Raw genomic sequence first — 20,164 nt, forward strand, 5'->3', positions numbered from 1 at the left:
CGGGAGGCCGGTTCGCCGGAGGCTACTTCCTCCGATCACACCGCCATTGACGGGCTGCAGGAGAAGTGGCGGGATCGCCACGGAGAACGCCCTATTGGCAGTTCTATGAATCGGACGTCTTCATCTTGTCCAGAATTCTGGGTTGCCATTGGTAGAACCAACTGAATTTGTAGGACTCTCCGCTGGGCGACGAGGTGGCGGCATAGGTGAATCGGCGGTCGGTCGTGCTGATCGGAACTTTGTCGACGAGTTGTTCGAAGCGCGGGTCGATCGGGACCGGGAGCGTTGTCGGGTCCGGTGTTATCACGGGGAAGCAGAGGCGCTCGATCCGTGGAGATTCCCAGCTTATGGTGGCGTATATATCGAATGCTTTCTCGGTGAGCGAGAGGAATTGATCGCTCGGGTCGGGAAGTCCGGCTTCTCGGTGCAGCGACACGATGGCGCGAGGTTCGAAGTAGTCGGCCGGCAGTCCGGGAAAATACACGTTCATCGTCTTGTCGTAGTAGTCGATCCCGAGCAAGCCGACTTTGTCCTCCAAGCCGTGACGTGCGAACAGGCGGGCGTGCTCGGCGAGACTTGGCGGCATGGCCGGGAGTGCGGCAAGCTCCGATACCTTTTGCATGCCATCGGCAGGAAAGAACGGCCAGATTTTCTTGAAGCCGCCGACTACACCGATGTCGATCCCGTAGCTGTCGATAGGGCACTGTTTCCGGACCTGGTCCAGTAGAGCGCCAACCGGATGATCGGTCTCGGAAATCAGCTTGTTCGAAAGAGCGATGTCGTAAGGGTCGACGTCTCTCGGCAGCGTCAAAAAACGGTAGTCGAGGTCTCCCGAGCGGCGGGCTTCGGTGACCACTCGCAAAGAGATCACGGACTGCGTGAGCATCGTGCCGTATGCGGTCAGGGTGGGCCAGACAGTGTCTCGCGCGCAGGGGACGTTCACCAGCCGCGCGGATTTCTCAATGGCCGCATAGAGACCCTCCAGCTCGGATTCGGTTGTGGTCAACATGCGTCCTTCCGAAGATGAGTGCTACGACTATCGCGATCCGGCCTCGCCAATCCCTATCGGCCACAGAGCCAGTCAGCTCGTCAGAGTCGAATCCGGAACGCAGACAGCACTTTACGCTGCGACGTAGCCCTCGAAGTCGCGCACGACGGAATCGACGGACTGGAACTGGCCGCGACCGGTGATTTCGACGTGCTGGTGCTCGACGTCATCCTGCCGGGCAAACACGGCTACCAGATCTACGCGAACGCCAGAGCGGCCGGCTCTGTGAGTGGCAACACACTTTCAGCCTGCGCTCAGCGGCACTTCGGCAGACTTCGCGACCTATCGACACTGTAGAAAGAGAGCGCCGATGGTGAAGCACGCGGCTCGGAATCTGCTTGTGGCATCGACGTCGTGCAGGATGGTTCAACCCGGCGAAAAGTATCGGCGATTCCGCGTGGCACAGTGATGTGAGGCTTGGATGAGTGACGAAACCGAACCGATCCCGGTCGTGGTTCCCAGGTCTGGTGGTCGTCATGCTCGGCCGGAAGCGCCTGTCGAGGGGGTTCGCGAGGTGGCCGCCCGCGCCGAGAGCGCCCGGCGTTCGCAACGTGCGGGAGACCGCGGTACGTCGCGTGCCGAGCGTAGGAGATCGGGCGCGGGCGCTGCACGCGAAGGCTCGGGAACGGTGACCCGCGGTGCCGGAACACGCGCAGTGGGCTCGGGTGGTCTACGTGTGCCGCGGGCGGAGGCGACCGACACCGCCGAGGGCCCAACCGACCGGTATGTGCCGGAGCGGCCCAACCGTCGCCCCCAGTCCGCGCAATCGTCGTCGTGGCAGGCCAAGGTCGCACGGACCGCCGTGCGCCTGGTGGTGGCCGCCACCGCTGTGGTCGTCGTCTCGGGCACCGGATTCGCGTACTACACCGAGCGCGCCGTCGATGACGGGTTCGACCGGTCCGGGGCGATCAGTTCCGAAGACGCCGCCGCGCTCGACGGCGATATGAACATCCTGCTCATCGGACTGGACACACGTAAAGACCGCAACGGCAACGATCTGCCCAAAGACGTCATGGACCAGTTGCACGCCGGTGACGGCAGCGAAGGCGGCTACAACGCCAATTCGCTGATCCTGGTACACATTCCGAAGGATCTGAAGAAGATCACCGCCTTCTCCATCCCCCGCGACGACTACGTCGCGGTCACCGGGATCCCCGGCTACGACCACGCCAAGATCAAGGAAGCCTATGGGCTGAAGAAGGTGACTGTCGAGCAAAAGCTCGCCAACCAGGGCGTCAAAGACAAGGTCGAACTGGAACGCCAGGGCCGAGAGGCCGGTCGCGAATCCATCGTGCAAACCGTGAAGGCACTGACCGGAGTACCGATCAACCGGTTCGCCGAGGTCTCCCTCGTCGGCTTCTACGACCTTGCCAACATTCTCGGTGGTGTCGATGTGTGTCTCAACCACGCCGTCAACGACGAGTACTACTCCGGCGCGGTGTTCCCGGCCGGACCCCAACATCTCGATGCCGCCAACGCGCTGTCGTTCGTCCGGCAGCGCCACGAACTCGACAACGGCGACCTCGACCGCACCCACCGCCAGCAGGCGTTCCTCACCTCGGTCGCCAAGCAGCTCAAGGGGTCCGGCACACTCACCAACATCGGCAAGATGCAGCAGCTGATCAACGCCGCACAGAACGATGTGGTGCTCTCCCAGGGCTGGAATGTGCTCGACTTCGCGCAGACCATGGGCAAGGCCGGTTCGATTCCGATCGAATTTCAGACCCTGCCCGTGCAGGGATACCAGACCGTCGACGGCCAAGACGTCAACATCATCGACCCGGCCGCCATCAAAAAGGCGGTGCGCACGGCGTTCGGTGTGCAGGCCGCTCCCCCCAGCGCACCCAAGACCACACCCACCAGCACCGTCGACGTCGTCAACGCGGGCGGCGCGACGGGTATGGCCGCGAAAGTGTCGACCACGTTGGCCGACAAGGGATTCCAGAAAGGCACCATCGGCAACGCCGCTTACACCGACGGTTCCAGCTCGGTCGTCTACTACGGCACTGGCGCCGACACCGATGCCACCCAGGCCGCGGATCTACTCGGTGGGCTACCGACGACCGCCTCCAAGAACCTCGACCCCGGCCACATCAAGATCGTGATCGGCAGCGACTTCACCCTGCCCGACGAATTGAGTTCCGGCACATCATCATCGAGCTCCACCACCTCGACCGGCACAGGATCGCCCAGGACCTCGTCCACCGGCGCCACCACCTCCACACCCGCCGACGAGGCACCCGACTCCGGCAAACCCGTCACCACCAGCATCGGATCCAACGTTCCCTGCGTGGACTGACCAGCCGGACATTCGAGCCCCGACCCTCGACAGGAAAGCGCGTGGCCATCACGTATCTGGAATCGATGTCCTGTGTCTCGGTCACGTTCCTCACCATGTACTTCGAGACCAAGAAGCTGACACCGTTCGCCGGCTACTGCCTGGTCGCGGGTATCGGCAGCGCGGCGTTCTCCACCGTGCGCGGCTGATACCCCACCGATATGGCGGGTGGTCTACTTGCCGTCGGGGTGGCCGACGATGGCAAGGGCCGTGGTCCAGTCGGTGGCTATGGCGTTCTGAGCGTCGGTCAAGGCGACCTTGCCGGAACACACCAGCGTGTGCAACTTGTTCTCGACGGCGTCTTTCGGATTATTCGGCCCCGCGCCCGGTTTGTGATCGGGGGACGGTGGCTCCACCCACAGGTTGCGCGGGTCGTTGGGGTCGCCGCCGAGCTCCAGCGACACCAGGTGGTCGTACTCGGCGTCATGCAATGGGCCGGTGTAGTCGTAGGACTTCGCGTTGGCGCCCTTCTCCCGGTCGGTGATGTTGGCCGGTGGACGGATCGAGGAAGTGTATCCGCCCTTGCAGATGGTGTCGCCGAGGTTGTCCGCGGCAACCTTCGGATTGATCGCGCCCGGGGTGCACGCAGGATCGGGCAGCGACTGCCCGTCGCCGGACTTGCGGTAGTGGCAGCTGCCCGGAGCCGGTTGCGCCTGCACCGTGTACGTGCCGGAAGGACCGGGACCGACCGGCACCTGCAAGGTCTGTTGCGCGGCAGGGGGTTGAATCACCGCGTGCGCGACGGTTTTCGAACCGTCATGTGCGCAGCCGGCAACCAACAACGGTGCCAGCACTGAAACCAGCAGTGTCTTGCGAATATTCATGACTTACCTCTGGCCGAACCTTCATCCGCGTCCAATTGTGCTGCATAGCAGGCATACCGCTGGTGTTCGGCACGAAAACATCTCCGGCGGCCTCATTTGGTGTGGAATCCGGGATTCGAACTCGGCGCATCTACCACTGGCAGGCTCTCAACCCTGCCCCGCACCGCGGCGGGTCCATGTTCCGTTCGCGATTCGGAAGCGATCGAACTATCAGCGCGTGATAGTCGAACCGGTGGGCCATATTGCTGGTCAGCCGGTTCCGGTGTCCGGCGTTATTCGACACTGCCGCACCCGGCTGTCGGATTGGCGATCTGTGCCGATCCAGGACAATGGCCCGCAGAAGCACTGTGATGGTGCTCGCGGCGCGACCGACGGATGTGCTGGGGTCGTCAGCGCTCGAGGAAGTCTTTTCGCTCCGAACCGGACCAAATGGTCTGATCTTGGGCTCGGCGCACTTATGCTGATGCCTCGAACCACACCGACCGGAGCCGACTGGGCGGCGGTTATCGCAGGCTGCGCGAAATACCTTACCTTCGAGGAGGATTCGTGTGACGACTAGCAAGCTCGATATATCGCGAGCGCGGTACTGGATCGACCGGTGGGATCGCCAGCAAGAGCACTACATGCCCGATCGCGAACAGCGGTTCGAGGTCATCGGTGACGTCTTGACCGAACTCGTCGGCCGGATGGACCCGTTGATCGTCGACCTCGGCGTCGGGCCGGGAACGCTGTCGGACCGGCTGCTCACGCGAATGCCCGCCGCCACGATTGTCGGCGTGGACGTGGATCCGCTTCTGTTGGCCTTGGCCGAGATGAGCCTGGGGTCACCGCGATTCCGTACGGTGAACATTGATCTGCGCGAGCGTGATTGGCTCGACAGACTTCGACTGCATCGAGCGCCCGATGCCTTCGTGAGCACCACTGCTCTGCATTGGATGAACCGTGAACCGCTGCGCGCGCTGATCCGGACCTGCGCGGCCGTCCTCGCACCCGGCGGTCTGTTCATCAACGGAGACCACTTCTACGAGGGGGCGACCGGCTCGCGGCTGGACGCGCTGGGCAGAGCGATGACCGCCCGCCGCGCCGAACGGGTGGGAACTGCATGCTCGGAGGATTGGGAGGCGTGGTGGGCCGCGGTCGACCGCGCTCCTGAACTCGCCGACCTGGTGCGCCTGCGCGACGGGGGATTCGCTGACACGGTTCACGACCGACCTACCGTCCACGACTACATCGCCTTCGCGTACGACGCGGGCTTGGCCGAAGCCGGAATCGTGTGGCAGTACGGCGACGACCGCGTCCTGGTCGGGATCCGATAGCGCCTAGTTATTGCAGACGCTGTGGCGTCGCACTGAAGTTCCCTGGTTGCAATCATGTCCCGCAGCTCCTGTGCGACGACGCTTAGTCATTGGCCACCAAGTGTCCCTGTAGTTTTCGTCAACGATGGAGTGCATCAGCGCCGATCAGACAGCGGCGATACCCCTTCAGGCGGAAGAGCTTCGAAGCCGGGCATGGCGCGATGGCGTCGAGGCCGCGAAGCGACTTCCCGACGTGCTGGCTCGGCGCGGCAGCAGCGCGCCGGGCTCGCGCCGAGGGCGTGACGGCATATCTGGAGGACGGTTTCGCTGTCGCATGACATCGCAAAAGATGACGGGCACCGGGATGAAGTGCTGGTGGTCAGGCGGGGACGGACGTGGGGATTTGAGCCAGGGCTTCTAGGGCGGAGGCTGTGGTTTCGGGGGAGGCGGGGAGGAGGGGGAGGCGGACGGAGGGAGTAGGGATGCGGCCTTGGGCGGCTAGGGCGGATTTGATGACTGCGGGGTTGGGTTCGGCGAAAAGGGCTGCGGAGAGGGGGGTCAGGCGGTGGGTGAGTCGGCGAGCTTCCGGGATGGGGCCGCTGTGCCACAGGCGGATCAGGGTGGCGAAGGCAGGAGTGGCCAGGTGGGCGCTGGCGAGGATGGCGCCCGATGCGCCGAGGGCGAGGAGTGGGGCGGCGTGCAGGTCGTCGCCAGCGAGGACGGAAGCATCCGATGGGAGGGCGCTCATCAGGGTGATGGTGGTGTCGTCGATGCTGCCGACCGCGTGTTTGAAGCCGATGATGTTCGGGATGCTGGCCAGTTGGTGCAGGGTGTCGGGACTCAGCGTGCGGCCGGTGCGGTGCGGAATGTTGTAGATGATGAGGGGGACCGGGCTAGCGGCGGCCAGGTGGCGGAAGTGGGCGAGGACGCCCGCTTCCGAGGGGCGGGTGTAGTACGGGACGACGGTGAGCGCGGCGGTCACGGTGGAGCCGAGAGCGGCGAGGGCTTCGGCCGAGGCGGCGGTGGAGTTCGTGCCCGCACCGGCGATCAACGGGGCGTTGCGTTCTCGGCAGACGGTGCCGCAGATGTCGAGGACGCGGCGGCGCTCATCGGGGGTCAAGGTGGCGGTTTCGGCGGTGGTACCGAGGGCGACGATTCCTGTCGCGCCGTTCTCGAGTACGTCATGGGTGAGACCAGCAAGGGCATCGGCAGCCAATTCGCCGTTGGCGGAGAAAGGCGTGATCAGTGGGACGAACAGGCCGGTGAGCGTCATGGCTCCCAGACTGCCGCGCGCCGATGCTTCAGGTCCAGTTCACATTTGTTCAGATAAGCATAAGCTGAGCTGATGCTCGATGTTCGCAAGCTGCGCCTGCTGCGCGAATTGGCCCACCGCAAGACGATCGCGGCGGTCGCCGAGGCGATGAGCTATACGCCGTCGGCCGTCTCCCAGCAGTTGACCGCGCTGGAACGGGAAGCCGGTGTGCCGCTGCTCGAGCGAACCGGACGACGCGTCATCCTCACACCCGCCGCGCTCACCCTGGTCGAACACGCGGAGACCATTCTCGCCGCGCTCGAGCAGGCCACGGCCGATCTCGCGGCCTCCCGCGCCGCGCTCACCGGAACGCTGCGCATCGGCGCCTTCCCGACGGCAGTCGCGACCATCCTGTCCCCGGCCCTCATCGCGCTCAGCCGAGACCATCCGCGACTGGAACTGCTTGTGACGGAACTGGATCCGGCGACCGTCCCGGACGCGTTGCGCACCGACATAGTGGATATCGCACTGGTCCAGGAGTACGACTATGTGCCCGCCGAGCCCGATCCCGCCCTGGACACCGAACCATTGCTGGAGGAGACGATCTACCTGGCCGCCCGAACCGACGTGCCACTATCCGAGCACCGTACCGCCTCCTGGATCGTCGGCACACCGGGCACGCTCTGCCACACGATGACGATCCGGGCTTGCCAGGCAGTCGGATTCACGCCACGGGTGCGCCACCACGTTGACGACTTCAGCACCGTCCTCGCACTGGTCGCGGCCGGACAGGGCGTCGCCCTCGTCCCACAACTCGGCGCACGCACCCCACCACCCAACGTGGTGCTGACCGCCCTGCCGACACGCCGCAAAACCCACTTGGCCTACCGGCGAGGCACCGGCACCCACCCGGCCGTGATCGCGGCCCGCACCGCATTACGTGCTTCCGCCACAACAATTTCCAGCGAACCGTCACCCCGCGTGCTCGAATCACACTGAGCCCACGTGCCGACTCGGCTACCGAACACCACCATCCACCGCAGCCAGTAACCGGCGCTACCCGCACGCGTCGGTGTATCAAGCAGTAGTCGCTGGAGAACGCTACGCGAGGCGGACATCCGGGGTGGCGAGGCCGAACATCTGCGCCCCGCAGACTTCGCGACGATGACAGCAGTCCTGCTCTCGGGGTCAACCGACCTTATCCGCCCGGTCACCCGACGCTTCCGACGGACACGGCTTGCGACAACCGGGTAGCTCGGGAGCCGGACCCCGTACACGGCCAGAGCGCCTGCGTCACCGAGCCACCCGGTGACACGGACGGTCGCGTGAATGTTCGGGTCAGTGGTGGAACAGGCGGAGTTCTGTGCGGGCGAGTGCTAGGCGATGTTCGCGGCAGGCGTCGGCGATCGTGTCGCCGTGGAGGGCGCCCGTCGGTTCGACGACGACGGCGACTCCGTGTTCGGCGGCGACGTCGATATTGTCGCGAAACGGGAGGTAACCGTCGGAGACCAGAGTGATGCCGCTGAGCCGGCGCCTCCATGCTGCGCGTTGCCGAGCCTCGATCGGAGGATGTGGTTGGGTGAGCAGTTCTGCGAGTTCGCGGTGTTGGGTTGCGGTGAGGGTGCCGGCGGCGAGGGCGATCTGCCAGTTCAACCGCTGCTGACGCGGCAGATCCGCTGGCAGGGGGAGGTTCCGAATGCTGTGATGCCTACGCAGCCACCAGGTTCGCGCCTTGGCTCCGGCGAGCTCGGTGCAATCGACACGGGACTGCTGCCCGGCCCCAACACCGACAGTCATGCCGTCACGCACGAGGACCACCGTGTTGGATTGGGTGTAGCGGGCCGTGATCATGCCCAGTAACGCATCCGCGGTCGAGGCATCGGTGAGTGCGGGTCCCTCGATGGAGCGAATCAGGTCTGCGGTGATCGGCTGCCGATCGTGGTCCTGCTCGATGGCAACACCGAACACGGTGCGAATCTCGGTGGCCGGCGGGCGGTAGGTGGGGTCTATCTCGAATACGACATAGCGGCCGCGCTTCTTGCGGGCCAGCTTCGCGACGGTACCGGGCGCGTAGCCCGGTGCGATGATGCCGTCGGACACCACTGTTGCCAGCAGTTCAGCCAGTTCATCGTCCACCGGCTCGGAGACCGCGATCATGTCGCCATACGACGATCGAGGATCGGCGTCGCGAGCCCGGACATAGGCTGCGGCAAGCGGTCCCAGCTGCCCGGTTCCCAGCCCCCACGTCTCGCGCATGGTTTCGTCGAGCGCCCCGTTCAGTGCCGCTCCCGCCGGAGAGACGTGTTTGAACGATGCGGCCGCCACCATGTCGGTCGCGCGCTGTGCGTCGGCAACCAACTGCCAGGCATTGAGCGCATCGAGATAGTTGATCATCGACGCCACCCCGCACAGCACTCGGATGTGACCGGCACTGCCGTCGATGATCCGGGCCCGCTGATGGGGATTCATGCCGTACCGCAAATCCATTGCCGTGCTCCCGAACTCGAGTTCGGGAGCACCCAGGCGGACGACGCTCCGATCGTGCGCTTCCTCGTGGTCTATCCACGTGACGCCAGTCGCGAACACCAACCTTAGAACATGATGCGGCACACGGACAGTGCCCACCTGACAACGGCGAAGACACCACCGCATATCGCTGCGAGTCGCAGCACGTTTCCGCAGGACGAAGCTGAAACAGTTGCCGTATTCGCGGCAATGTCCACCTGTCGGGAGTTACCCACGCTCTCAGCAACTGTGCGAAGCGAACGCACAACCTCTCTTCCAGCGGCGAGCCCCTGCCCTAGGCGACCGACTTCCGCAACGCCGCCAACTCATCTTCACGCGGATCACTGACGTCGACCGATTCCGGGCTGTTGAAGATCCGCACCAGCCGGGTATCTGGCTGGAACCGCGGCCATCCGGGATCGCCGTGTTCGGCGAAGGCCACCCACGCCGAATGGATTTCGTCGGCGAGCGGCTGGGGTGGGTTGGGACCGGTCAGTGCATGTGCGCCGTCGAGCGCATCGAAGACGAAGGGCACCTCCAGTACGTGACATGCGCCGAGCCCGTCGATGCCCGACGGCCAAGCGAACTCGTAGGCGTAGGTCGGCGCGCCCGCGGTGGCGATCGATTGCGCTAGGTGCAAGGTATCGGAACGGAAGGCCCGATCAGTGACTATCGCGGCGAAGATATCCGCGGGGGCGGCTGCCGGGCGGTTGGCTCCATAGATATCCGCGAGGGCGGGGTCCAACCCATAGCGGGTGAGGACGAAAGGCAATGTCTCCGCGGTGATTCCAGCCCCGACACCGGTCGGCACCGTGAAGAAGCGAAATTCCTCCGCAGTGCATCCCGCGATGAACGGCATGGCCCGATCGGGCTGCTCGCCGAGCACGGTGAGCGGCCTGCCCTCGACCACCTCACCATCGATCACGGGAAGCAAACTCATGATGCCAAGGCCGCTCGCGATGATCGACGAACCCCAGCGCTCCGGATCCGGATCGCTCATCAACTCGAGCGTGAGCCTATCCTGCGCGGCGCGAATTCCCTCGGGGCCGAGCCGACCGAAATCGTCTGCGACGGCATTGATCCCGAGCATGGTGGCCAGTTCACCGGCCAGCTTGCGCGCATCTTCGGCGGCGACCGCCGCGGAGCCATTGCCGCTCTGCATGATCGCCTGCCGGAACAATCCGCGCGACAGCGGCGAAGCCATCAGCGTCGCCACGCTCATCCCGCCCGCCGATTCACCGAATATCGTGACCCGGTTCGGATCCCCGCCGAACGCTTCGATGTTCTCCTGCACCCACCGCAGAGCGAACAACTGATCGTGCAGTCCGCGGTTGAGCGGAGCGTCCGCCACCGCCGCGAATCCGGAGATGCCGAGCCGATAGTTGATCGAAACCAGCACGACCCCATCGCGCGCGAACCCCGCACCGTCATAGATCGCCCTGGCATTGGAACCCCGGACGTAGGCGCCGCCATGAATCCACACCATGACCGGCAGTCCCGAACCACCCGGATCCGGCGTCCACACATTGACATTCAGATATTCGTCGCCCGGTATCCCGTCACTGCCGATCAGCGCATGAATCGGCGGGGGATAGGGCGATTGCACACAGGTGGCGCCATGGGTGAGCGCATCCCGAACACCCTGCCAGTCCGGCACCCGCGTCGGCAGTCGAAACCGCGCGGGCCCGACCGGCGCGGCCGCGTACGGCACTCCGAGAAATGCGCTCACTCCATCGGTCGTCCGGCCACGAATCTTGCCGCCGGTGACGGAAACAATCGGTTCCATGGGTCTCCTTCGTCCGACTCGATTCTCTACGCCGCACCGCCGCCAGACCACAGAATCCACCAGCTCGCACAACTTCGGAATAGCCGAGGATGTGCGGCTTGCGCAGGCCTGCACCGGCCACCAGCACCGCGGGACCGACGCAAGGCGCACGCAAGCCGACGCAAGACCTCCGCAATCATCGAACGGCAGAGTCGGATTCATGAACGAGACATTCGATGTGGTCGTCGCGGGAGCCGGACCGGTCGGACTGATGCTGGCCTGCGAACTGCGCCTCGGCGGTGTGGATGTGCTGGTGGTCGAACGGCTGACCGAACCCGATATGACCATCAAGGCCGGTGCGATCAATGTGCCGACCGCCCAGGCCTTCTACCGGCGCGGACTGCTGCCCGATCTGCTCGAACAGCAGAACGCGGCACTGGAGCGCATTCGCACCGCCAGTACATATCTGAGCCCCGAGGTGACCACTCAGCGGCTGCCGTTCGCCGGTCATTTCGCGGGCATCATGCTCAAGACGTCCGATGTCGACTTCGACGACCCGGCTTTCGCCGAATTGGGCCCGGGCGCCGAGGCGGTCATGGTGGCCCAGCAGGGGATCGAAGCGATCCTGGCCCGGCGCGCCGCCGCACTCGGTGTCCAGATCCGTCGCGGCGTCGAGCTGACCGCATTCGAAGACGACGGAACCGGTGTCACCCTTCGCGTCGGCGACAACACCGTCCGCGCGGACTGGTTGGTCGGGTGCGACGGCGGCCGCAGCACGGTCCGCAAGCAGGCCGGATTCGACTTTCCGGGGCTGGATCCCGAGATCACCGGACATCAAGCGCTGGTCGAGATGACCGGTGCGGAGCAGCTGCGGCCCGGCTGGAACTCCACCGACAACGGCATCTATGTCAACGGCCCGATGCCGGGTCGTTTCGTCACGGTGGAGCTCGACGGCCCGCCCGCCGACCGCACCGCGCCGGTGACCGCGGCCGAATTGCAGGCCAGCCTGCGCGCGGTCTCGGGTGTGCCGGTCGAGATCACCGCCGTGCATTCCGCGACCCGGTTCACCGATAACACCCGCCAGGTCACCGACTACCGCAACGGTCGTGTGCTGCTGGCGGGCGATGCGGCCCATGTGCATTCGCCGTTCGGCGGACAGGGCCTCAATCTCGGCATCGGCGACGCGGTCAACCTCGGCTGGAAACTGGCCGCCGTGGTGCGCGGCGATGTGCGCGAAACTCTGCTCGATACCTACACCACCGAACGGCATCCGGTCGGTGCGTGGGTGCTGGAGTGGACCCGCGCGCAGATCCCGCTGATGCGACTCGACCAGCGCAGCAGAGCATTACGCGGTGTGATGACCGATCTGCTCGCGACCCGTGACGGCGCGACAGCCATCTTCAAGAAGATCTCCGGCGTATTGCACCGCTACGACCTCGGCGCCGGACACGGCCTGATCGGCGCGGTCACACCGGATATCGAACTCTCCGACGGCAGTCGGCTCGGTGCGCACTGCACCGACGGGCGTGCGATCCTACTGGACCTCAACGATTCCGAGGAACTCCGCGCGATCGCCGCGCCGTGGTCCGATACGGTGCGCATCGTCACGGCGAAACCTGTTGCACCACAGGAACTTTCCACGCTACTGATCCGCCCGGACGGCTATGTGGCCTGGGCCGCGGACTGCGGTGCGCACGCCGGGCTGCTCGAAGCGCTGCGCCGGTGGTTCGGCGACAAATCCTGATCAGCCGAATATGCAGTGCCACATCGAGATCGGCGTGGATGCGCCGCGACCCTGCGTGGTCGCGGCGTATCTGCGAGTCAGGCCGCCTGGCGGTACACCGCGAGGACCGGAATCACCCGGGACGTGTTGGATTGGTATTCGCCGAACCCCGGCATGATCTCGACCATTCGCGCATACAGTTCGTCGCGTTCGGTACCGGTCACCACCTCGGCTTTCGCGGGGTAGCTCTCGGTGCCGATCTCCACGGTGAACTCGGGATTCGCACGCAGATTGTGGTACCAGGCCGGATGCTTGTCCGCGCCGCCGTTCGAGGCGATGAGCACGATGCGCTCGCCGTCCGGGAGGTAGACCAGCGGGCTGGTGACCTGGCGGCCGGACTTGGCGCCCGTCGTCGTGATCAGCACCATCCGGGCACCCTCGAACATGCCACCGACCTTGCCGTCGTTCGCGCGGAACTCGTCGATCACTTGCGCGTTGAAATCGTTCACTTGGCTCCCATCGTTCACAGCGTCTCCGGCAGCAACCGCGATGGTGGGCTCGAAATTCCGGCACACTTGCCGGACGGACATTCGGAGGAATACAGTACGTACGTACGGTTTGGTTGAGTCGACGACTGGAGCTGCCGATGTGGGATCCCAAGAAGTATCTGGCCTTCGATGACCACCGCTCGCGTCCGTTCTTCGATCTGCTGGGTCGGATTGGGGCCGAGGATCCACGCCGTGTCGTCGATCTCGGCTGTGGCCCCGGACATCTCACCGCTTCGCTGGCCGAACGCTGGCCGAGAGCGATTATCGAGGCCTCCGACTCGTCACCCGAAATGGTCTCCGCGGCACGCGGTCTCGGCATCGACGCGACACTCGCCGCGGTCGAGGACTGGCAACCGGCCCCAGATAGTGATGTCGTCATCACCAATGCCGTACTGCAGTGGGTGCCGACGCATACGACCCTGCTGCCGCAGTGGCTGAGTGCACTGCCCACGGGCGCCTGGCTCGCGTTGCAGGTTCCGGGCAACTTCGACGCGCCCTCCCATCGCGCGATCAGGGAACTCGCGGCCCGCGACGGATGGCGCGAGCGGCTCGCGCCCGCGGGCATCCTGCAGCCGCGCGATGTGCTCGACCCCAGCGGATACGCGCAGGTGCTCACTCTGGCCGGAGCCGAGGTCGACGCCTGGGAGACGACCTACCTGCAACGGCTGTCGGGGGAGGATCCGGTATTGGAATGGGTCACCGGAACCGCTTTGCGCCCGGTTCGCGATGCACTCGACGATACGGCCTGGCAGGAGTTCACCGCACAGCTGGCGCCGCTGCTGCGCGCGGCCTACCCGCGCCAACTCGACGGCACCACCTGGCTGCCGTTCCGGCGGGTCTTCGCCGTTGCGCGCAAGATCGGCTGAGGCCATCGCGACCGTTATGGTCCGCGCAACCGGATCGAATAAAGCGCGACTATGCTTTCCGGCTATATCTCGATGGTGTTCTCAGGCAGCAATCCCTACTTCGGAAAGGCCCTGCGATGGTTCCCAGCGTTGCGCCCTGTGCCTGCGGTCCCGACTGCCGGTGCGGTTGCCAGGAGGGCGGCACCTGCTCGTGCGGCGGCGACAAATGCCAACACGAATGACCACAATGGAACCGAGGCTCCCGAATCCGGGGGCCTCGGTTCGCATTCAGGCAGTACCCGGCGCGACGAACATAAAGCTCTTCTCCTCGACCCGCCGCTTGATCCGCCACCGGCCATCGAGACGTTCGAAGGTGTCGAGATACCAGAGCCCGCACAGCATCAGACTCTGTTGACCGTCACCGGTCGAGACCAGCATCGGGTTGTGACACATGGTGCGCCCGGTGGCGGTGTCACCATCGACGGTGATCGACGAATTGCTGATCAGATGTTGGAACGCGAGGAAGTTCGGCATGACGGTGGCGAGAAATTTCTTCGTCGATTCGAGATCTCCCACCGCGCCGCCCATCGCCGAATAGTCGATATGCGCATCGGCGGTGAAGACATCATCGAGCAGATCCCACTGTTGGGTGTCGACCGCATGCGAGTACCGGACCATGAGGTCCTCGATCTCCAAACGGTCCGAAATCTCCTGCAGGGACAACATGGTGCCTCCGAATTGCCGACACGGCGTTCCGCCGGGCCGCGGAACTGTGAGCCAGGGTAGCGTCGAAAACGATTGGCCCCGCGCAGTTCCAACCGTGCGTCGGGAGAATTTCGGCTACCGAGGAGTGGTATGAGAATCGGCATCATCGGCGCGGGCCGGATCGGCGGCGGTATCGCCCGCCAACTGGCCATGGCGGGGCACCAGGTCCAACTGGCCTTCAGCCGGAATCCGGACACGCTCACGGCCTTGGCCGCCGACATCGGGCGCGGCGTCACGGTCGGTGCACCCGACGCGACAGTCGCGATCTCCGATGTCGTGGTGATTTCGGTGCCGTGGCCGGTATTGCCGGAGGCGTTGGCGCAGGCGGGATCCCTCGCGGGCAAGATCGTCATCGACACCACGAATCAGTTCGGTGCGCCGCAGCCACCCGAAGGTGCCACGGCCGCGCAGTTCAATGCCGAGCGGATGGCCGGCGCGCGCTACACCAAGTCGTTCAACACGCTGACCTCGGGCTTCCAGGCCGCGGCTGCCCACCGAGTCGGCGATGACCGGGTGGTGCAGTGGCTCTGCGGTGACGATGCGGAAGCCAAGCTGATCGTGGCCGGGCTCATTTCCGACGCCGGTTTCGTGCCGGTCGATCTCGGTGCGACCGCGGCCGCCGCGGTCATGGAGGCCCCGCGCCGCGACGGTGCGGTATACGGCGAGGAGTACCGCGCCGCCGATGCCGACGCGGTGGTGACGGCGGTGGCGGACGGCAAGCCGATTCCGCCGACGCCCGAGTATCACTGAACCATCCCGTGGCGTAGGAGCAGGATCTAGCTGATGGCGTCGCGCACCCGGCCGTCCGCGTCGTGCAGAAGTTGGCGTGCCGCTGGTGCGTCTACTCCGGCCAGGCGCATGACGATGGCGGTTTTGACGTGGCCGTCGGCCGCTTCCAAAAGTGCTGCGGCCGTGGCGGGATCGGCTTCGGTTGCTTCGGCGATGATGCGGCGGGCACGGTCGATGAGTTTGGCGTTGGTCGGCTTCACGTCCACCATCAGATTGCCGTAGACCTTGCCAGCTCGGACCATGGCGGCGGTGGAGAGCATATTGCACACCATCTTCTGTGCCGTGCCCGCTTTCAGGCGGGTGGAACCGGTCAAAACCTCGGGGCCGGTGTCGATTTCGATACCGACGTCGGCGTGCGCGCTGGCCTCGGCATTGCGGTTGCACGAGATGGCGACCGTCGCGGCACCGATCGAGCGGGCATGCCGCAACGCACCGATGGCGTAGGGGGTTCGTCCGCTCGCGGTCAGTGCCACGACCACATCGTCGCGGGTAAGTTCGATCGCGGTCAGGTCGGCGGCGGCGCGGGCCGGATCGTCCTCGGCGCCCTCGACCGCGCGCAGGAATGCTTGCGGTCCGCCCGCGATGATCCCCAGCACCTCGCCGGGATCGGTGCCGAAGGTCGGCGGGCATTCCACCGCATCGAGTACGCCGAGACGACCACTGGTGCCCGCGCCGACATAGATCAGTCGGCCGCCACGCCGCCGTGCTTCGCCGATCGACTCGACCGCACGCGCGATCTCCGCAATCGCCTGCGCCACCGCCGAAGCCACACCGGCGTCCTCGGCGTTCATGGCGCGCAGCAGCTCATCGATCGGCATCGAGTCCAGTGTGGAGGTGCGCGGATTGACCGCTTCCGTTGTCAGCGAGCCGATTTCGGTCACCGCGCCACCGGTGTCACGAGTGTCATTCGGCCTCCTTGGTTCGGCGATCGGCCACCGCCTCGTAGGTGCGGCGCAGGGCCTTGGCGGCGGACGGTGTGCGTTGCAGAACCCCGACGTACAGCGCGTCGACAATGAGCAGCTGGCTCATGCGGCTGGCCATTGCCGCGGAACGGAATCCGTCTTCGCGCCCCGCGACCAACACCGTGTGCCTGGCGGAATTCGCGAGTCCGGAATGCGTTCCGGCCGTCACGGCGACCGTGGTCACGCCCGCTTCGGCGGATCGGCGCACCGCTTCGACGACCGCGGCGGTTTCGCCAGAATGCGAGAACGCGACGCTCACATCACCCGCCTGCAGCAGACTGGCCTGCACCAGCGCATCATCCTCGGATGTGCATGCGGCGCACCACATTCCGATGCGGGTCAGCTTCTGTGCCATATCCATCGCGACCAGCCCGGAAGCGCCGATGCCGACGAGCAGCACGCGCCGCGCACCCACCAGTGCGTCGACAACGGACTCCATCGTCGCGGGATCGGCGAGCTCCGCGGTCGCGACCATGCCCTCGGTTTCGAAGGCGGTGAGCTTGTGCAGCACCTTCGACAGCTCGTCATCGGCATCGATATCGGTGGCGAAGACAGGCGATCCCTCCTCGCCACCGACCGCGGCCAGCGCGAGCCGCAGCTGCGGATACCCCTCGTAGCCCAGCGTTTTGGCCAGCCGTACCACCGCGGAGGTACTGGTACCCGACCGCTCGGCGAGTTGGCTCACCGTCAGCTGTGCGGCGGCGCCCGGATCGTGCCGGATCACCTGCGCGACGCGCAGGGCGGTCGGTGTCAGCCGGGGCAGCGCCGAAAGCAGGCGAGTGCGCACGTCATCACCCTCGGACATCGTTCACCCTGAGTCGTCGGGGGACGGTGGTCGGCGCGGCGGACGGCGTGAACCCGGCCGCTCCCGGGGTGATCGATCCGAGTACTGCCGCGCGTCTCGCCCCGGTACAGGCGGGATGGCTGCCCGCCAGGCCGTGTGCGGTGAGGAACCCGAGTACAGCGAATGCGGTCGCCTCCTTCGCGGCCGAGGGAAGTCCGAGTTCATCTGAAGTGCACAGTTTCGCGCCGTCCAGGTTCGCGCCGAGCAGCGCCATCAAGGTGGGATTGCGAGTTCCGCCGCCCGAGGCGATGACTTCGGTCGGGCGCAGCGGCGCGAGGGCGTCGGCGATGGTGCGTGCGGTCAGCTCGGTCACACTCGCGACAATATCGTCGGCGGATAAGGTACGGCCGTCCAACACGCGCTCCAGATAGGCATGGTTGAACAGCTCCTTCCCGGTGGTCTTGGGTGCCGGTGCGCGGTAATAGGGTTCCGCGAGAAGCGTTTCCAGCAACCGCGGGTCTACCTTCCCGCGCGCGGCGCGGATGCCATCGCGATCGAAATGCTCCACACCGCCGGTGCCGCGTTCGACCGCGGCATCGATCAGCGCGTTGCCGGGTCCGGTATCGAAGGCGATCGGCTGATCACCGGTGACGGTGACATTGGCGATCCCGCCGATATTCAGTGCCGCCGCAGGCCCGGGGCGTCCGGCCAGCCACAGCACATCGAAGAGCCCGACGAGTGGCGCGCCCTGTCCGCCCGCGGCGATATCGCGCGAGCGAAAGTCGCTGACGACCGGTACTCCGGTGCGTTCGGCGATCCAAGCGGGCTGACCGAGCTGCAACGTGCCGCGGGTCGTTCCGTGAGACACCCAGTGGTAAACGGTCTGACCGTGCGATGCGACGAGATCGGCACTGCCGCCGAAGAATTCGCCCATCGCGGCGTCGGCCGCATCCGCGAAGGCCAGACCGATCGCGGTATCCAGTCGGCACACGGTCGCCATATCGACCGAAGCCGGCGGCAGCGCGGCAATGAGTTCCGATCGCAACGAGCCCGGATACGGTCGGCTGAGCTGTCCGATGAGTTCGACGTGCACGGTCTCGTCCCGCACGACGATATCCGCGCCGACGGCATCGATCGCGTCGTGCGACGTCCCCGACATCAACCCGATGACGCGCATTACGCCACCGCCGCAACAGGTTCCGGCTCTCGCGGCGTGGACGCGGGATGGAACAGACTCGCGATCGCCCCGACCACCAGGGTCACGAGCACACCGATCGGCACCAACCACTGTGCCGCGATACCCTTTTCGACCACCTTCCCCGCAACCGTGACATCGATCTTGACGACCCGCACCACGAACGTCATCACGATCACCGTGGCGATGAACGCCACGATCGCGTCGAATTGGTTCGCGCGCGACACCAGCCGCCCGAGCAGGAACGCGCCGAGCAGCGCGCCGTAGGTGTATCCGGCGATGGTGAGTGCCGTCAGATACACATTGCCGGTCGTCGCGCTGAAACCCATCGCGAACAATGCCATCAGCGCCGCCCAGACCAGGGTCATCACCCGAGCGAGCCGCAGCAGCGTGTCATCGGGGAGCGTCCGGCGTGAGAAGCTGCGAACGATATCGGCGACCGTCGAATTCGCCATGGAATTCAGGGCCGAGGACAGCGAACCCATTGCCGCGCCGAGGATTCCGGCGACGAGCAACCCGGAGATCACCACCGGCAGGCCGTGCAGAATGAAATTGGGGTACAGGCTGTCCGCACTGGCCAGCCCGAGTTCTTTGGCCGTCTTTCCGCCGTTGTAGGACCACAGGAGCACACCGACCAGGGAGAATGCGGCGAACTGGATGGCAACGAAGATGCCCGAACCGATCATCGCCTTCTGACTGTCCCGCAACGACCGCGTCGCCAGGATCCGTTGCACGATCAACTGATCGGAACCGTGTGAGGCCATCGCGAAGATCGCCCCGCCGATAATCGCCGTCGGGAGTGCGAAGGTGCTGGTCAGTATGTGCGCAATTCCGAAATCGGTATCGAAGACACGGAACTTGCCTGCGTGCAACGCATCCGACCACCCCGAGGCCCCGACGTGACCCGTGAGCACACCGATCGCGATGAGCGCACCGGTGAGGTAGAGGCCCATCTGCAGCGCATCGGTCCAGATCACCGCCTTGATGCCGCCCAGGTAGGTGTATATGACGGTGAGCAGTGTCAGCGCGATGATGATCGCGTCGTAGCCGAAGTCGAGCCCGAACTCACTGAGCAGCAACTTGATCGGAATGGCGGAGGCGAACAGTCGCACGCCCTCGGCGAGCAGCCGGGTGAACACGAAGGTCACTGATGCCACGCCCTGTAGGTAGCGACCGAAGCGCAGCTCGAGGTATTGGTAGGCGCTGACGAACCCGCCGCGCTTGTACAGCGGGATCAGCACTATCGCCACTATCGTGCGCCCGATGATGTAACCGACGGCCAGCTCGACATTTCCGAAGGCCTGATCGGTGTACGCGCCGCCGGGAATCGAGATGACGGTGAGCACACTGGTTTCAGTGGCCACCACCGAGAAACACACCGTCCACCACGGCATTCGGCCTTCACCGACGAAATAGTCGCTGCTGGACTTCTGCTTTCCGGACAGCCGCAGGCCGATCCACGCGACGGCGACGAGATAGATGACGATGACGGCGAGATCGAGTGCGTTCAACGCAGCTCCCCGGTG

Annotated in this window: 18 protein-coding genes and 1 riboswitch; of the genes, 7 read left to right on the forward strand and 11 right to left on the reverse strand. The window is 65.3% G+C overall.

What is annotated here, in order from left to right:
• Window positions 1-103 precede the first annotated feature (103 nt).
• Complete coding sequence (locus ACQP2D_RS19895) at window positions 104-1,006, reverse strand: aromatic prenyltransferase (protein ID WP_433685203.1); 903 nt, start codon at window positions 1,004-1,006, stop codon at window positions 104-106.
• Window positions 1,007-1,775: 769 nt separating this feature from the next.
• Here ACQP2D_RS19895 and ACQP2D_RS19900 point away from each other — a divergent pair.
• Window positions 1,776-3,347 (forward strand): LCP family protein, encoded by a 1,572-nt coding sequence (locus ACQP2D_RS19900; RefSeq protein ID WP_433685710.1) that lies wholly within the window; start codon window positions 1,776-1,778, stop codon window positions 3,345-3,347.
• A 41-nt stretch (window positions 3,348-3,388) separates the two neighbouring features.
• On the forward strand, window positions 3,389-3,535 hold the full coding sequence (locus tag ACQP2D_RS19905) for a hypothetical protein (RefSeq protein WP_433685204.1): 147 nt from the start codon (window positions 3,389-3,391) through the stop codon (window positions 3,533-3,535).
• 24 nt (window positions 3,536-3,559) lie between these two features.
• Here the strand turns inward: ACQP2D_RS19905 and ACQP2D_RS19910 are convergent, their stop codons facing one another.
• Window positions 3,560-4,210: a hypothetical protein gene (locus ACQP2D_RS19910; RefSeq protein WP_433685205.1), complete on the reverse strand. Its 651-nt coding sequence runs from the start codon at window positions 4,208-4,210 to the stop codon at window positions 3,560-3,562.
• 548 nt (window positions 4,211-4,758) lie between these two features.
• Between ACQP2D_RS19910 and ACQP2D_RS19915 the strand changes: the two genes are divergently transcribed.
• Window positions 4,759-5,526 (forward strand): methyltransferase domain-containing protein, encoded by a 768-nt coding sequence (locus tag ACQP2D_RS19915; protein ID WP_433685207.1) that lies wholly within the window; start codon window positions 4,759-4,761, stop codon window positions 5,524-5,526.
• Window positions 5,527-5,884: 358 nt separating this feature from the next.
• Here the strand turns inward: ACQP2D_RS19915 and dapA are convergent, their stop codons facing one another.
• Window positions 5,885-6,778 (reverse strand): 4-hydroxy-tetrahydrodipicolinate synthase, encoded by an 894-nt coding sequence (gene dapA / locus ACQP2D_RS19920; protein ID WP_433685208.1) that lies wholly within the window; start codon window positions 6,776-6,778, stop codon window positions 5,885-5,887.
• Window positions 6,779-6,850: 72 nt separating this feature from the next.
• Here dapA and ACQP2D_RS19925 point away from each other — a divergent pair, with 72 nt between their 5' ends.
• Entirely contained in the window at window positions 6,851-7,756 is a 906-nt protein-coding gene (locus tag ACQP2D_RS19925) for a LysR family transcriptional regulator (protein WP_433685209.1), read from the forward strand.
• 339 nt (window positions 7,757-8,095) lie between these two features.
• On the opposite strand, the gene ACQP2D_RS19930 is transcribed toward ACQP2D_RS19925, so the two are convergent.
• Window positions 8,096-9,244, reverse strand: coding sequence for a phosphoribosylaminoimidazolecarboxamide formyltransferase (locus ACQP2D_RS19930; RefSeq protein ID WP_433685210.1), 1,149 nt, complete (start codon window positions 9,242-9,244; stop codon window positions 8,096-8,098).
• Between the two features lie 23 nt (window positions 9,245-9,267).
• Window positions 9,268-9,347: riboswitch (ZMP/ZTP riboswitch) on the reverse strand.
• Between the two features lie 210 nt (window positions 9,348-9,557).
• Window positions 9,558-11,048 (reverse strand): carboxylesterase/lipase family protein, encoded by a 1,491-nt coding sequence (locus ACQP2D_RS19935; RefSeq protein WP_433685211.1) that lies wholly within the window; start codon window positions 11,046-11,048, stop codon window positions 9,558-9,560.
• 199 nt (window positions 11,049-11,247) lie between these two features.
• Here ACQP2D_RS19935 and ACQP2D_RS19940 point away from each other — a divergent pair, with 199 nt between their 5' ends.
• Window positions 11,248-12,771 carry an FAD-dependent monooxygenase gene (locus ACQP2D_RS19940; protein WP_433685212.1) on the forward strand — a complete coding sequence of 508 codons (1,524 nt, stop codon included), beginning with the start codon at window positions 11,248-11,250 and terminating at the stop codon, window positions 12,769-12,771.
• Window positions 12,772-12,848: 77 nt separating this feature from the next.
• Here ACQP2D_RS19940 and ACQP2D_RS19945 read toward each other — a convergent pair whose 3' ends face one another.
• Window positions 12,849-13,259 (reverse strand): nitroreductase family deazaflavin-dependent oxidoreductase, encoded by a 411-nt coding sequence (locus ACQP2D_RS19945; protein ID WP_433685213.1) that lies wholly within the window; start codon window positions 13,257-13,259, stop codon window positions 12,849-12,851.
• 137 nt (window positions 13,260-13,396) lie between these two features.
• On the opposite strand from ACQP2D_RS19945, the gene ACQP2D_RS19950 reads away from it, so the two are divergent.
• On the forward strand, window positions 13,397-14,164 hold the full coding sequence (locus ACQP2D_RS19950; RefSeq protein ID WP_433685711.1) for a trans-aconitate 2-methyltransferase: 768 nt from the start codon (window positions 13,397-13,399) through the stop codon (window positions 14,162-14,164).
• A gap of 267 nt (window positions 14,165-14,431) precedes the next feature.
• Here ACQP2D_RS19950 and ACQP2D_RS19955 read toward each other — a convergent pair whose 3' ends face one another.
• Entirely contained in the window at window positions 14,432-14,869 is a 438-nt protein-coding gene (locus ACQP2D_RS19955) for a nuclear transport factor 2 family protein (RefSeq protein ID WP_433685214.1), read from the reverse strand.
• A 72-nt stretch (window positions 14,870-14,941) separates the two neighbouring features.
• Between ACQP2D_RS19955 and ACQP2D_RS19960 the strand changes: the two genes are divergently transcribed.
• Window positions 14,942-15,658 carry an NADPH-dependent F420 reductase gene (locus ACQP2D_RS19960; protein WP_433685216.1) on the forward strand — a complete coding sequence of 239 codons (717 nt, stop codon included), beginning with the start codon at window positions 14,942-14,944 and terminating at the stop codon, window positions 15,656-15,658.
• A gap of 26 nt (window positions 15,659-15,684) precedes the next feature.
• Here the strand turns inward: ACQP2D_RS19960 and murQ are convergent, their stop codons facing one another.
• From murQ to ACQP2D_RS19980, 4 genes are read right to left on the reverse strand one after another with little or no spacing between them, the layout of a single operon-like run.
• Window positions 15,685-16,578: an N-acetylmuramic acid 6-phosphate etherase gene (murQ, locus tag ACQP2D_RS19965; RefSeq protein WP_433685217.1), complete on the reverse strand. Its 894-nt coding sequence runs from the start codon at window positions 16,576-16,578 to the stop codon at window positions 15,685-15,687.
• Between the two features lie 22 nt (window positions 16,579-16,600).
• A complete protein-coding gene (locus ACQP2D_RS19970; protein ID WP_433685218.1) occupies window positions 16,601-17,464 on the reverse strand; it encodes a MurR/RpiR family transcriptional regulator in 864 nt (287 codons plus the stop codon).
• A complete protein-coding gene (locus ACQP2D_RS19975; protein ID WP_433685219.1) occupies window positions 17,451-18,620 on the reverse strand; it encodes an anhydro-N-acetylmuramic acid kinase in 1,170 nt (389 codons plus the stop codon). Before ACQP2D_RS19975 ends, ACQP2D_RS19970 begins: the two co-directional genes overlap by 14 nt.
• Window positions 18,620-20,149 (reverse strand): sodium:solute symporter, encoded by a 1,530-nt coding sequence (locus ACQP2D_RS19980; protein ID WP_433685220.1) that lies wholly within the window; start codon window positions 20,147-20,149, stop codon window positions 18,620-18,622. Before ACQP2D_RS19980 ends, ACQP2D_RS19975 begins: the two co-directional genes overlap by 1 nt.
• Window positions 20,150-20,164: the final 15 nt, after the last annotated feature.

Origin of the sequence: Nocardia sp. CA-119907 (genome assembly GCF_050955995.1) — a bacterium.
In the GTDB taxonomy this organism is placed as follows: domain Bacteria; phylum Actinomycetota; class Actinomycetes; order Mycobacteriales; family Mycobacteriaceae; genus Nocardia.